This window comes from Proteus myxofaciens ATCC 19692 (assembly GCF_001654855.1).
In the GTDB taxonomy this organism is placed as follows: Bacteria; Pseudomonadota; Gammaproteobacteria; order Enterobacterales; family Enterobacteriaceae; genus Proteus; species Proteus myxofaciens.
Map to the genome: position 1 here is coordinate 41058 of NZ_LXEN01000040.1, position 13834 is coordinate 54891.

Consider the following 13834-nt stretch of genomic DNA (forward strand, 5'->3'; position numbering starts at 1 on the left):
TATTAAGGTTTAGAATAAATATACTCTCAAAGGCGTTACTCTGATCCCGCTTTATCTTTTATTAACGATGAATCTTCTTCTTTTATTTCAATCTGATCTGCATTGATATCTTTTATATATTCTTTCGTTAGTTTATAAACAACGGGACTTAATAATGCTAATGCAATTAAGTTAGGGATAGCCATCATTGCATTAAGCGTATCAGCAAGTAACCACACAAACTCAAGTGATTGTGTCGCGCCAATAGGCAATGCAATTAACCATGCAATACGAAAAGGCATAATAGCTTTAGGACCGAAAAGATATTGCACACATTTTTCACCATAAAAACTCCATCCTAAAATGGTGGTGAAAGCGAAAATAGCTAATGCTATGGCTACAATGTAATTCCCACCAGGAATAGCAACAGAAAATGAGCTTGCTGTTAATGTTGCGCCACTTTGTCCTGTTAACCACTGTCCTGTAATAACAATAGTTAATCCTGTTACAGAGCACACAATAATGGTATCAATGAATGTGCCCAACATCGCAATCAATCCTTGTCGAATTGGATTTTGTGTTTTAGCTGTTGCATGAGCAATAGGCGCACTACCAAGTCCTGCCTCATTAGAAAATACACCGCGAGCGACACCAAAACGAATAGCGGCCCAAACTGCAGCTCCTGCAAAACCACCTTGCGCAGCAACGGGTGTAAATGCAGATTTTACAATTAAAATAAAAGCATCAGGGATAGCAGATATATTTAATGCTAAAACAATTATCCCTGCTCCGAAATAACCCACAGTCATAAAAGGGACTAACTTGCCAGCAACATCTGCAATACGATTAATACCACCGATTAAAACAGCACCCACTAATATAACGAGGATAATAGCTGTTATAGTAGTTGAAATACCAAAATTACTTTGTAGCACATCAGCCACTGAATTAGCTTGAACTGTATTACCAATACCGAACCCAGCAATACTTCCAAAAATAGCGAATAAAGTTCCTAACCAAATCCAATTTTTTCCTAGCCCATTTTTAATATAATACATAGGGCCACCAACATAATTTCCACTTTTATCAACTTCTCGAAAACGTACTGCGAGTACCGCTTCTGAATATTTTGTTGCCATGCCGACTAATGCGGTCATCCACATCCAAAAAAGAGCGCCAGGACCACCAAGCACAACCGCTGTTGCTACACCTGCGATATTTCCTGTTCCTATTGTGGCTGAAAGTGCTGTCATTAATGCATTAAAAGGTGATATTTGCCCTTCACCTCTTTTGTCATTTTTTTCAAATAAAAGTTTAAACCCAGTTCCTAACTTTCTTATTGGTAAAAAAGAAAGTCTAAATTGCATGAAAAGACCAATTCCTAAAATACCAACAAGCATGGGAACACCCCATACAACCCCATTAATGGTGCTTAAGATATTTGTGATAAAATCCATAAATTGCCCTTTTGAGTTATTTGTTATTAAAATGTATATTTTTTGTTATCATTAATACTTAAGATCAAAAAAGGGAAATATGCGAGAAAAAAAACGGCTAAATTTAAAATTGATTACATTATGTGAGAAATATCACTTAGCTATAAATTTAGGCTATTATAGAAAACACTTTCAAGACTAATAAAATAAAATCATGTATAAACGCAAACTTACCCCCAAAACTCAAAATGAACTGCGTTTCAATTTGTTTAAAAAAGTGCAAGAGGCTAATCTTGCTCCAGTAAAAACGCTTTTACTTTCAGCCATAGTCGGAGCTCTTGCCGGATTTGTCGGTGTCTTATTTGAAAAAAGTGTTAGCTGGGTAATTCACTTTAGACAAGAAGATCTCAAACAATTTATTAGTAATCCCTATGTTCTCGCTATTGTGACTTTAATTTTTTCCTTTGTTATTGCCATGCTAGGATATTATTTAGTCAAAAAATTCTCACCAGAATCAGGTGGCTCAGGAATACCAGAAATTGAAGGGGCAATGATAGATATTCGTCCTGTTCGTTGGTGGAGAGTCTTACCTGTAAAATTTCTTGCCAGTATCGGTACATTAGGTTCTGGCATGGTATTAGGAAGAGAAGGCCCCACAGTACAATTAGGTGCAAATATAGGGCAACTTGTTAATGATGTGTCTCGAACTAAAGATCCAGAATCTCGACATACGTTATTAGCAACAGGTGCAGCTGCTGGCTTAACAGCAGCATTTAATGCACCACTTGCGGGTATTTTATTTATTATTGAAGAAATGCGACCTCAATTTAAATATAGCCTTATTTCAATAAAAGCGATATTTATTGGCGTTATCATGTCTTGCATTGTTTTTCGCTTATTTAACGGTGAAGGCGGAATTATTCATATTGGTAAATTTTCATCAGCACCACTCAATACACTCTGGCTTTATTTAATTTTAGGTATGTCTTTTGGTGTTCTTGGTGCTATTTTTAATAAATTACTTTTTTATGTTCAAACACATTTTCAAAACTTCTATCAAAATAAAACATCTCGTTTTATCTTAACTGGGGGCGTAATTGGTGGGCTATGTGGTTTGCTTGCACTGATTGTTCCTGAAATTACAGGTGGTGGTTTTGATTTAATTCCTGCATTAAGCAGTGGTCAATATTCACTGATTGCTTTATTAATTTTCTTTGTTTTGCGTATTATTACCTCTATTGTAAGCTTTGCATCAGGTGCACCAGGTGGTATTTTCGCACCAACACTAGCATTAGGAACTTTATTTGGTAGTGCATTCGGATTAATTGCAAATATGCTGTTCCCTGAATACCACATTGAAGTGGGAACCTTTGCTATTGCAGGAATGGGGGCTTTATTTGCGGCTACAGTAAGGGCTCCTCTAACAGGTATTGTTCTTGTTCTAGAGATGACCGATAACTATCAACTTATTCTTCCTATGATAATTACCTGTCTTGGTGCCACAATGTTAGCTCAATTATTAGGTGGTCGCCCTATTTACACTGTTTTATTAGAACGAATCTTACAACGCTCAGAAAATAAAGATAATACAGAGAATAAAACGCAAGCTGATGAGAATAAGAATGAAAATAAAAATGCTGAAAAAACAGTATAATTGAAATCATTCTTTTCATAAAAAATATCCCAGTAATATGTGAACTGGGATATTTTTAAGTAAGATAGATAACTATTTTTTACGGGCAATTAATGTTGCAAAATTAAGCTTAATTCGATTACCGTTTGCATCTGTTTTATGTAGGTGCCCTGGATTTTCATTATATTTAATAATTTCCCAGTCCTTATAATAATCGACTAACTCACCTTCACGTAAAAATGTTTTAAATGGAATTTCTGCAAGATTGCTTCCTTGTGTTTGAACAGGACAAACAATCAAATTTATTCCATTATCATTTGTACTCTCTTGCATATTTTTAATAATTGCTTCAATACACTCGCGCTGACAGAACATCAAAACGACTGTAGAGATAATAATGTCATATTTTTCTTTTAAAGTAGCGTCATTAATATCATATAATCCACTTTTCACATTTAAACCCGTCTTAGCTTTAACGGATTCAATTGCATCAATATGAGAAGCATTAATATCTAATGAAGTAACATCATACCCTTTAGATGCCAGGTAAAAGCTATTACGACCACGTCCTGCGCCTAAATCTAATACCTTACAAGGCTCAGTAAATGTTGTCATAAAACGAACCTCTGAGTGAGGCAAAGAAAGATCATTTTCTTTAAAAAACTTATCTTCAGGGTGACATAAAAAAGAGAGTTGGCAACGAATATCATCACTGGCTGAATCTATTTTATGCCATTGTTGAGGCTGAATTAATGGTGGTTGATGCTCAACATCACACTTAACAGAAACTTGTGACCCATCATCATTGAATACAATAAATGTCATGCTACCTTGTAGCACTTTCATTTGTGCGTAAGTACCTTCTTTCGTGTTATGACGCTCTAAGAATGCTAAAGGAATAGCAGTACGTGTCCATTCAGGCATTTCTTTATAACTAACCAGTTCCATAATTCAACCCTTTAATAAGATGTATATTAAATACATCTTATGGCAATCCCCTAGTTAGGTAAAGCCGTTTTACTCAATTTATGATTTTAAGTATTTATTTAAAAGTAAATCCGTTACATCTGATGATTTTATTGATTCATCACATAATACTTTCATCATAATTTCTTTACCAAGAGAGGCTAATGAAAAGAGCATATCAGGACGTAACCGACTGATTTTATCCCTGTTTTCATCTTTATTGATGATAGTAATAAGCTTTGCACTGGTTTCTGGACATTCTTGAATAGTGAGTAAAATAAAAGTATTTTCTGCATCACTTTCTGATAGCGTTGCGACCCAATTTGCTCGACTAATATTTGCTGCTTGTAAGGTTTTAATATTTGTAGGATCACCTTCAACAATATTAGCGCTTGCATCATAAAACGCATTATTCTTATCAGAACAAATGGCAATAACAGGTTTTCCCTGTTCTCTTAATCCTTTTTCTAATTGAGAGGCCAATACAGAAGACCCAATAATAATAAAATGGTTGTGCATCTTAGCTATCCTTTTCTTAACAATATCTCGAGTACCACGAGCAAGAAATCCCATCACATAAACAATAGATGTGGTAAAAACGGTAATACCTAAAATCACCACAGTCAGTGTAAATATACGAGAATTACTTGTTATAGGAACAATATCGCCAAATCCTAATGTTGTCATACAAACAATAGAAAAATAAAACGCATCCATTAAACTTGTAATATGCGGTTTAAATTCCTCACCAATATAAAGACTGCCAAGCATAGAAAATGACAACAAGGAGATAATACAAATAAAAGCAACAAAACCAGCACTCGTTAAACTATGGTGAGGGAATGCTCGCCAACTAATTAGCAGCCCAATACCTAATGCAAATGAACAATAAGCTTGTGTACCTATTTCTTTATAGACCGCAACATCTAAAAAAACGACTGTTGCCAATAAAATAAGAGACACACACCAGGCAATCCTCGCACCTAAATACATAAAGATAGAAAGCAAAATAAGTGCACAGGCCAATAATACTTTAGGTATATCAAGTAATTTCAATATACCTAATGATTTTAACCATGCAGAAAATCCATGTACTTCCCAATCAAGATAAACGCCTCGAGAAAGTAATATCGAGTAGATTATAAATAGCCCATTACAAATGAGTAATAAAGACATCATCTTTCTAATAAATGACGATGCCTCTATAAAATTAACGACTGACGATATTTTCATCATTTTTTATCATAAATTACCAATTAATCATGTAACGGTATATGGTCTAATCCCTGGAATTTAAAGGGCTTAGCTGGTTTAAATGCACCCGTTGCATCTGCAGAATAAATTGTCGATTGTTCTTCACCTAACGATAGCATTTTTACTTTACCGGTATTTTTAGAAAAATCGATTTCGTTTAAATCAACCCAGAAAATATTTGGTGATAACGCTGATTCAAAGAAATAACGTTTATTTTTATGATCGGCAACGGTTCTCCAACGAGTTGATGAAATCTCTGGGGATTCAACCGTACTTAATCCATAAGGAACCGATACATTTCTAATCACACCAAAAACACTAGCCAGTGATTTTTTATTAGATTGATTTTTAGGAATCGCATTTACATAGAAAGATGCTCTTGCAAAACGGTCTGATGCACGGTTTGTACCAGGTAACATTACCGTTCCACCAATTTGTTGCCAATAGCTATTTAGTGCTAGTTGCTCAGCAAAAAGTGGTGAATTAGTCATCACTTGATATTCCCTGCTATGATGAATAACTTGCTTACCATTTACATATTCAATAATTGCACTATCACCAGAGGCATCAGAAAGCGAAAGATGTAATGTCGCCATTCTATCTTGTCCTGGCACTTTATCTGTTATCACTATAAATGGCTCACTTTCTAGCGCTTTAATGGCTTCATCAACAGTTGCAAAATTATCCAACACATATTGCGCCCATGCAGAAATAGAAATAGCAGGCTTCTCTTTTGTATACTTAGGATAATCTGACTCTGCTAACCAAAGTAAATTAGCCACTAAACCTTTTTCGTTCATGCCATCAGTTGTTGAAATATCATATCCTGATGCAATCACACTACCGTATTTAGATACCCATTTAACTGAATTATCACCGGCCTCACCAGAGCGTTCCATACCTTGAGGGAAAATCCACAAATTAGTACCAATATCATATTTCCAGTCCATGGAACGGGCTGTCATGATTTGATCGTTATCTCCTAAATAAACGAGTCGCGTACACGCATCAGCTTGTGTAATACCAGCAAGAAAAAAACTGGATGTAAGCAAAGTACTCAAAATCGCATGTCGTAATTTTTTCATTGTTAGCTCATTTATTGTTAATTAGAAATTTAGGATATTTATTATAAATAAATTTTATTCTTACCGTTTTGACCTTACTTAAAAATAGACAAAACCGCAATTAACTATTCATCAACAGCTTAAGATAATAAGTATGATTATGCTGTTATATCAAGATGATTAGTCTAATTAGCCCACAAAAAAACCGATACTGCAATAAGCATCGGTTTATAAGCTACATAGGTAAGTACTATGGTTATATTTCAATCTAATTTTATTAAATTAGCTTTTTCTAACACCTTCAACAGAGATAATTAACTCTGCATCTTGAGATTTTGGCCCTAAATCAGATTTAAAATTAAATTCTTTTAAGTTCACTTTACCTGTTGCTTCAAAACCAGCACGATAACCTTTCCAAGGATCAGCACCTTCGCCAATTAATTTTGCATTTAATGTAACAGGCTTAGTCACACCATTTAATGTTAAATCACCTTTAACAATATAGTCTTCACCTTGACGAGTCACATCTGTTGATACAAATTTAGCTTCAGGATATTTACTTGAATTAAAGAAATCAGCACCACGTAAATGTTTATCGCGTTCAGCGTGATTAGTATCTAAACTTGCTGTTTTGATAACAACATCAACTTTATCTTTTGAAGGATCTTCTTTATCGTAGCTAAATGATCCATCAAAGTCTTTAAAAGTACCGTATAACCAGCTATAGCCCAGATGTTGAATACGAAATTGAACAAATGCATGCTGGCCTTGTTTATCAATTGCATAGTCAGCAGCTAACGCTGAACTTGCATTAAATAATAAAGCACCTGCAGTTAAACCTAATAGTGTTTTTCTTAACATTATTCTCTCCATAATATCGTTATAAATATATTTAATTATTTATTTTTCATTCCTAACATACGCTTTAACGTAATATCTTTATCAATAAAGTGATGTTTTAAAGCACCCGCCGCATGTAATAGAGATAACACAACAACAGCCCATGCTAAATAAAGGTGAATATTTCCTGCTAAATCGGCTTGTTCACCCTCACCTTTAAATAGAGCAGGAACAGTAAACCAATCAAAAACAGATATTGCTTGACCATCCGCTGTAGAAATTAAATATCCACTAATAAGAATAGAAAATAGAATCAGATATAAAAGCATATGTGCAACATGTGCACTAATACGCGTTAATTTACTGTAACTTGATAATGCTTTTGGTGGCGGTGAAATCCAACGCCATATAACTCTAAAAATCAAAACAATAAATAATAATATCCCAATACTTTTGTGTATTTCAGGTGCTGAATGATACCAACTATCATAATATCCAAGCGTAACCATCCACAATCCTAGCGCAAACATGCCATAGACAGTTAACGCAACACCCCAATGCAAAAGGAGTGACAAGTGACCATAGCGAGACGCATTATTTCGCCATTGCATAATTAAATTCCAGTAAGTTCATTTATCGATATTGTGTTATATCTATATTAGTTGATTGAAAATAAAATGTTAGTGTTTACTTCAACAAATAATTTGTATATCTTTTTCAATAATAATCAATAAGTAATAACCATTTAATAGTCACCTTGTTGATTATTATACATATAACTTTTACTTATAATTTATATTAATTTCTTTTACATCAAAAATAGACAATAACGATTATATTAAAGAGAACATGATTAATGACTCTTTATTAAAAAGAGTAACAAAATATAACTAGAATAATGGATGAAGAATTGAGCTTTCAGAATAAAATGACAGAAACTCAATCATTCTAAATTAGAGCCAATCAAGAAAAATATTTAGTAAATTTATCATTTAACTTATTCCACATCTTATTTCGATACAATATTTATTTATTACATAATAAATAAATTAAATAAAAATATACAAGCTATTTATTTTTAAGAGTAATTTCACTCCATTTCATTTGAGATGATAAATATAATCATTTAGCATTTTCATTCTCTCCTAATTATTAATAGGATTTAATAAAATGGCACTAAAAAAATATACATTAATACTTATTCCTCTACTTTTTCCTCTTTTAGCATACTCTAATACACCTTTAGATAAGAAAGAAAACACGTTACCAGAAAAAATAGTACCAGGTTATTCATTAGGCTTAGATAGCCATGCACAAGGAAATAAATCTACAGCAATTGGTATAGATAGCCAGGCTAAAGCGTCACAATCAGTAGCTATAGGTTATCAATCATTGGCAACTGAAGAAAAAACAGTTTCATTTGGTAATAAAGAAAAAAAAGTCACATCTCGGCTAGTAAACATCAGTGAAGGTAAAGAAAATAATGATGCTGTTAATGTTATTCAAATGAAAACATTAGTAGATAAAAATAAAAGAATCGGAGATAACGCTGTTAACCAATTAAAAAGAACGGTAACAACGCAAATTAGTCAACTTAAAACAAATTTAACAGACTTCGATAGATATTATAGAGAAAGACAAGCCACTATTACTGATGCTATCGAAGTCGTTGATAAAAAAATAATCTCATTAGAAAAAAAAGTATTTGCCGGTATTGCCTCTTCAGTCGCTATAGCCAGTATTCCTTATCTTGCTCATGATAGATTCAGTAGTGGGATTGGCATTAGTAATTATCGAACGGGAACTGCTATTGCAGGTGGTATTCAATATAAACCTGCCGATGATATTGCTGTCAGGATAAATTCATCTATAAATAGTGAAAGTGAAATAATTATAGGGGGTGGTCTTGCCTATGGTTGGTAAAAAAGGATAATTCTTTGATTAATAATGCAGTAATATTCATCATTTATTACTGCATTTATCTTTTTTGAAAAAGATAAACTCTCGTTTTTATTTAATTTTTAATGCGATATTTTATTTTTTAGGTATTCTTTTAATAAGTAGTCCGTTATAAAAGGAACTAAAAATGAACTATACATTTAGAAAAATGATCTACGAGGATTTATCTTCTGTAACGCAGCTTTTACAAGCTAATTCAACCTCTCAACATGGTGGACTATATGGTGAGTATCCCTACCAAAAAGTTGAGGCAATGTATCAAAGTAGTACAAATACTATTATTGCTCTTTTTAACCAAAAAATTGTTGCTGTAGTCTTTAGCTTTCCTGTGACCTCGTTATCTCTTCCTCCTATAGCCCGGCAAATACATTTACAATTCCCTCAAATAACGAAAAATAACTGGTTTTATGGTCCTGTGTGTATTGATAAAAGACATAGAGGAAAATCGTTGCTTTTAACTATATATCAACATATTTGTGCATTACAAGGCGGGCACCCTGTTGCATTTATTAATAGTGAAAATATTCCGTCATTAAAAGCTCACAAAAAAATAGGTATGCAACCTGTTACTAGCTTTAAATTTGAAGATAAATTATGGTGGATAATGGTGGGAAATTAAAATGACTATAAAATGTAAATTTAAAACTTAATATATTTAATTTAAGAAATTAATTAATAATTAAGAGTACGATATATTTATTTATAATATTATTATTGATAATAAATGTGTTGCTCAATAAAAGTATTTTGCTATTCTCTTTACGGGTGTTTGAATCAATCTGGTTCAAGCAACTAATTTGTTCCAGAATGAGAAAAGCCCCGGTAATATAGTATATTAACCGAGGCATGATCAAAGCAGACAATTTGATTTTGCCTCCTTTTAAAGGAGCAGTCAATAGAAATGAACTCTTATTTTTTATTCGGTATTATGGTAGTGTGCTCAACACTGATCACTATTTCTATTTTAAATAATGATCGTATTCAGTCATTATCAATAATCAGTGAATATTTAAACGTTCAAGTTAATTTCGATTTTAATCGTCATTAATTTTGTGGGGGAGCTATCTCCCGCAATTTCTATTTAAAATGTCGCGGTATATTGATTTAAGCACCCTAGTTATTCTTTTTATTAAAAAGCCCTCTAAATAGAGGGCTAATAATATAATAAATAAAATCGCGTTAGAAACGATAAAGGCTAAATGGTTTAGCATCAATAACAGGTTTCTTGCCAAGTAATAAATCTGCTGTAATTTCTGAAGATACTGGGCTTTCTGTCATACCCCAACCAGTCGCCGTATTAATAACTAAACCAGGGTATTCTTTAACTTCTGAAATAATTGGATTTTCATCTGGTGCAATTGCCATTGCACCACTCCATTGATCCACTAATTTAGAATCTTTAAATGCTGGGAATTCTGTTTTTAGTTTTTCAAGAGAAGCATTAAGCTCTGGTGTATCAGGTAATGCTGTCATATCTCTATATTTTTCAAATGGAGATTCTTCATTCAACGCCCAACTAGTTGGTTGCATAAATGAATTAATTAATTGCTCATTTAATGAAATATGAACTGGGAAATCTGGAAGAGCAAGTAATGGCAAATATTTATAGCCATACATGAAGGATTCTTTGATTACTGGTGCAACAATAACTCGAGGAGAGGTAGCATATGTTCCATCAGCTTGCTCACGGAAATAAATATTACCAGGTAAAGCTACGTTGCCACCTGGCGCATTAGGGGCAGCACTAATTAACTGTTGAGATTGATAAGCAGGTAATGTTGGAATATCAACATTTAAATTCTGCATAAATAATCTAGACCACACACCCCCTGCAACTACAACGCGAGATGTTTTAATTGGTCCTTTTTCTGTCACAACATCAGAAATAACACCAGCCTGTGTTTCTAATCCTCTCGCTGCACAATTAGTGAATATTTTAACACCTAATTTCTTAGCATATTCAGCCATAACGAAAGTTGTAATTTCTGCATCTAAACTACCTGAATCTTCTTCAAAACCGGCAATTTTCCAAGATGATTTAGCACCTTTAAGACGAGTTTCTAATTCACTACCTTCAATAATACGCGTTTTAAATGGAATATCAGAACCTACATCTTTACTTTTGGCATCAATCCATTTTCTTACATTTGCTAAATCTTCCTCATCAAGAGGAACCTCAACACGCCCTTGTGTACGATAGCTAGTATCAACGCCTACTTTGGCATTCATTTCTCGCCAACGATGTTTTCCTAAATGATGAAGCAGGAACGTTTCATCAGGCATTTTATAGGTAATTGCTTGCCCATAGAATCTTGAAGACTGCTCACCTGCAATATTACCTTTTTCAACGATAGTTACAGATAATCCACGCTCAACAAGATTAATCGCTGTCATAATCCCTAGAATACCGGCGCCAATCACTACAACATCATCTTGTTTTGGTAATGGGCCTTCGGTTCCTTCAACAAAGCCATGTCTTGGCGTACCAGGCACAAATCGGCCTTCACGCGTTAACATTGGTGTTAAAATCCCAGCACCAGCAGCAACTGCAACAACAGTTCCTCCAAGAATAAATTTTCTTCTACTTATTGCCATTTTGAAACGATCCTTCCACATGGTGAATAATTATCATTTTAATAGTCACATCATTTTATTTTATTTGTGAATCGTAAGTAAACCACTTGTAACTATTTTTGCTGTAAATTATTTCAACATGTTTTGTATTGTTAAATTTATTTGAAAGGAAAGTACAAGACTTATTACATTGATATATATAATATATTTTGATTATACATACATAATATTTGTATAATCATATAGATATATACTAACTTTATAATTTTTTTATGAAAATATTTAATAGGAGGGTTTTCGCACAATGTGACTATTTATCACGCATAGCGACTATCTTTTTATGAAGGAGAGTAGTTATTTATTGTTACGATTTATTAACAATATGAAATTAAATATGAGTTTATAATAACAAAGGGTTATCAAAATGATTTTGAAGAGAAAATAATTAAGTCATCAGTATATGAAGTAGCAATGAACTAATAATTCATTAAATAGAAGAAAGAAAGGGAAAAAATCACCTAATTATTATTTATGTTTTCATTATAGCGTTAAACATTCATAACAAACTAGATTAACGCTATTTTTCAATTGTAAATGACAATTTTGATTAGATGAAAATTAAGACTATAATCAGTTACTTATTAGAAAAATCACTAATTACTTTGTAAGTAATTGAATTGTCGTTACTATCAAGTACTTTTAATTTCACATTTTTATATGAAATTATATCGTTCTTTTCAATATTATATTGAATACTATCGCCAAAACCTTCACTTTCAATATTTGAGCCTATTTTTCTATAGCTCACATTAACAACATTGTTATTTATACCATTAAAGATTAGCGCCTGTTCAAAAGAATTTCCGTCAGCATTATTCAGCTTTAAATGTTGGATCTGCGCTTTATCACTACAAACTGGAACATTGACATCGGTGACGATACAAATTTCATTATTATTAGCATTTTTCTTAATTAAAAGAGAGTTCCAAGGCTGACCTAATACTTCAACAGAAACTGAACCTGAATCAATTGTCCCTTCAGGCATATAGAAATCACCTTTATTGCTAGAACCAACTTTTTTAAATACACCAGGAATAATTTTATAGGCCATATCAATTTGAATAGGGTTGCTAATTTTTATTCCATCGATTTCACTAATATCCCCCTCTCTAATTAATGCTTGTCCAATAGTGACATGCTTAATACTTCCCACTTTCGGCTCACTAATTTTAAGGTGATCGGGTTCATAATTATATTCAGTTATGGCACAACCCGATAAGGTACTAATAACAAGGAAAGGTATAAATAAAATTCGCATATTGATAAAAATCCGTAGTAAAAATCAGAATAAACAAAGCGTAAGTATATAACCTTAGTTATTCAAGTCGATTTATTTATTGTTTTGTCATTTTATCACCATTAATAGCACTCCATTTTATATGTTTGAAGGAAAATAAAATAGTCTAATAATCATGTTGTTAAATCAAGATTAAGCCCCTTATAAAAGAGACTTAATTAAAGCCTAATTATTAAATTTCTACATTTAAAATTTTAGCTTCTTCTTGCATTTTTTCTGAATTGATAGCTTTTGCTGCATCATTTAAACATTGGCTATTTATTTCTTTGCATTGCGTAAAGTCATTCGTTGTTTTTCCCATAATTTTAGTCGCTAAAACAATCATTTTTGTAAAATCAGGCACATCATGACTACCTTTTATAAATTTATTCACCAACCCCATTTGCTCATTTGTTATTTTTGAAACAACTGTAGATACAGGAATGCACTCTTTAAGCGTTGGCGAACCAATAATGATGCCATCTCCAATACACGCAAGAGTGACTTTTTGATTTTTATCGACATCAACGGCGATATCTCTATATTTTTTAGCTAAATTCACCATCACATTTGAAAACATTTCACCTGTTTTCAAACGAATTACAGGGATATCACCAAAACGAGAATCGATAGACTCAACAATGCCGGTAATAATGATATTTTTTCCTTTATAATTTTTATCGCCTCTGGCTTCATTACTTGCATAAGATTGTTGTAATTCTTTTGCAGAAAGCGAGATGTAATCCGTTTTCACTGTAGATGAATCACCATTTAAAGAAGCAATAACATCATC

At 32.8% G+C, this 13834-nt stretch carries 13 protein-coding genes; 4 read left to right on the plus strand and 9 right to left on the minus strand.

Features of this window, described 5'->3' with window-relative positions; genetic code table 11:
- Window positions 1-35: 35 nt before the first annotated feature.
- Entirely contained in the window at window positions 36-1436 is a 1401-nt protein-coding gene (locus M983_RS04785; protein ID WP_066747848.1) for an alanine/glycine:cation symporter family protein, read from the minus strand.
- Between the two features lie 193 nt (window positions 1437-1629).
- Between M983_RS04785 and clcA the strand changes: the two genes are divergently transcribed.
- Window positions 1630-3069, plus strand: coding sequence for a H(+)/Cl(-) exchange transporter ClcA (gene clcA / locus M983_RS04790; protein ID WP_066747851.1), 1440 nt, complete (start codon window positions 1630-1632; stop codon window positions 3067-3069).
- A gap of 72 nt (window positions 3070-3141) precedes the next feature.
- Here clcA and tehB read toward each other — a convergent pair whose 3' ends face one another.
- The 5 genes from tehB to M983_RS04815 all read right to left on the minus strand — a co-directional run bounded on the left by tehB (window position 3142) and on the right by M983_RS04815 (window position 7783).
- Window positions 3142-3996 carry an SAM-dependent methyltransferase TehB gene (tehB, locus tag M983_RS04795; RefSeq protein WP_066747854.1) on the minus strand — a complete coding sequence of 285 codons (855 nt, stop codon included), beginning with the start codon at window positions 3994-3996 and terminating at the stop codon, window positions 3142-3144.
- A 78-nt stretch (window positions 3997-4074) separates the two neighbouring features.
- Window positions 4075-5250, minus strand: coding sequence for an NAD-binding protein (locus M983_RS04800; RefSeq protein ID WP_245684011.1), 1176 nt, complete (start codon window positions 5248-5250; stop codon window positions 4075-4077).
- Between the two features lie 20 nt (window positions 5251-5270).
- A complete protein-coding gene (locus tag M983_RS04805) occupies window positions 5271-6353 on the minus strand; it encodes a linear amide C-N hydrolase (RefSeq protein ID WP_066747857.1) in 1083 nt (360 codons plus the stop codon).
- Window positions 6354-6614: 261 nt separating this feature from the next.
- Entirely contained in the window at window positions 6615-7193 is a 579-nt protein-coding gene (locus tag M983_RS04810; protein ID WP_066747860.1) for a YceI family protein, read from the minus strand.
- A gap of 35 nt (window positions 7194-7228) precedes the next feature.
- A complete protein-coding gene (locus M983_RS04815; protein WP_066747863.1) occupies window positions 7229-7783 on the minus strand; it encodes a cytochrome b in 555 nt (184 codons plus the stop codon).
- A gap of 559 nt (window positions 7784-8342) precedes the next feature.
- On the opposite strand from M983_RS04815, the gene M983_RS04820 reads away from it, so the two are divergent.
- The 3 genes from M983_RS04820 to M983_RS17365 all read left to right on the plus strand — a co-directional run bounded on the left by M983_RS04820 (window position 8343) and on the right by M983_RS17365 (window position 10179).
- Window positions 8343-9095 carry a YadA-like family protein gene (locus M983_RS04820; RefSeq protein ID WP_066747866.1) on the plus strand — a complete coding sequence of 251 codons (753 nt, stop codon included), beginning with the start codon at window positions 8343-8345 and terminating at the stop codon, window positions 9093-9095.
- 163 nt (window positions 9096-9258) lie between these two features.
- Window positions 9259-9750 carry an acetyltransferase gene (locus tag M983_RS04825; protein WP_066747868.1) on the plus strand — a complete coding sequence of 164 codons (492 nt, stop codon included), beginning with the start codon at window positions 9259-9261 and terminating at the stop codon, window positions 9748-9750.
- A 282-nt stretch (window positions 9751-10032) separates the two neighbouring features.
- Entirely contained in the window at window positions 10033-10179 is a 147-nt protein-coding gene (locus M983_RS17365) for a Hok/Gef family protein (RefSeq protein WP_157091929.1), read from the plus strand.
- A 131-nt stretch (window positions 10180-10310) separates the two neighbouring features.
- On the opposite strand, the gene M983_RS04830 is transcribed toward M983_RS17365, so the two are convergent.
- From M983_RS04830 to M983_RS04840, 3 genes are all read right to left on the minus strand, one after another.
- The gene (locus tag M983_RS04830) at window positions 10311-11726 is read right to left on the minus strand and encodes an NAD(P)/FAD-dependent oxidoreductase (RefSeq protein ID WP_066747871.1); all 1416 of its coding nucleotides are present in this window, start codon (window positions 11724-11726) and stop codon (window positions 10311-10313) included.
- Window positions 11727-12339: 613 nt separating this feature from the next.
- The gene (locus tag M983_RS04835; protein WP_066747873.1) at window positions 12340-13023 is read right to left on the minus strand and encodes a hypothetical protein; all 684 of its coding nucleotides are present in this window, start codon (window positions 13021-13023) and stop codon (window positions 12340-12342) included.
- 211 nt (window positions 13024-13234) lie between these two features.
- A partial coding sequence (locus M983_RS04840; protein ID WP_066747875.1) for an OB-fold protein occupies window positions 13235-13834 on the minus strand: 600 nt, incomplete at its 5' end.

Bases quoted from the DNA above. Each gene is read 5' to 3' on its own strand.
- M983_RS04785 (WP_066747848.1), bottom strand. From the start codon at position 1,436: ATGGATTTTATCACAAATATCTTAAGCACCATTAATGGGGTTGTATGG.
- clcA (WP_066747851.1), top strand. From the start codon at position 1,630: ATGTATAAACGCAAACTTACCCCCAAAACTCAAAATGAACTGCGTTTC.
- tehB (WP_066747854.1), bottom strand. From the start codon at position 3,996: ATGGAACTGGTTAGTTATAAAGAAATGCCTGAATGGACACGTACTGCT.
- M983_RS04800 (WP_245684011.1), bottom strand. From the start codon at position 5,250: ATGATGAAAATATCGTCAGTCGTTAATTTTATAGAGGCATCGTCATTT.
- M983_RS04805 (WP_066747857.1), bottom strand. From the start codon at position 6,353: ATGAAAAAATTACGACATGCGATTTTGAGTACTTTGCTTACATCCAGT.
- M983_RS04810 (WP_066747860.1), bottom strand. From the start codon at position 7,193: ATGTTAAGAAAAACACTATTAGGTTTAACTGCAGGTGCTTTATTATTT.
- M983_RS04815 (WP_066747863.1), bottom strand. From the start codon at position 7,783: ATGCAATGGCGAAATAATGCGTCTCGCTATGGTCACTTGTCACTCCTT.
- M983_RS04820 (WP_066747866.1), top strand. From the start codon at position 8,343: ATGGCACTAAAAAAATATACATTAATACTTATTCCTCTACTTTTTCCT.
- M983_RS04825 (WP_066747868.1), top strand. From the start codon at position 9,259: ATGAACTATACATTTAGAAAAATGATCTACGAGGATTTATCTTCTGTA.
- M983_RS17365 (WP_157091929.1), top strand. From the start codon at position 10,033: ATGAACTCTTATTTTTTATTCGGTATTATGGTAGTGTGCTCAACACTG.
- M983_RS04830 (WP_066747871.1), bottom strand. From the start codon at position 11,726: ATGGCAATAAGTAGAAGAAAATTTATTCTTGGAGGAACTGTTGTTGCA.
- M983_RS04835 (WP_066747873.1), bottom strand. From the start codon at position 13,023: ATGCGAATTTTATTTATACCTTTCCTTGTTATTAGTACCTTATCGGGT.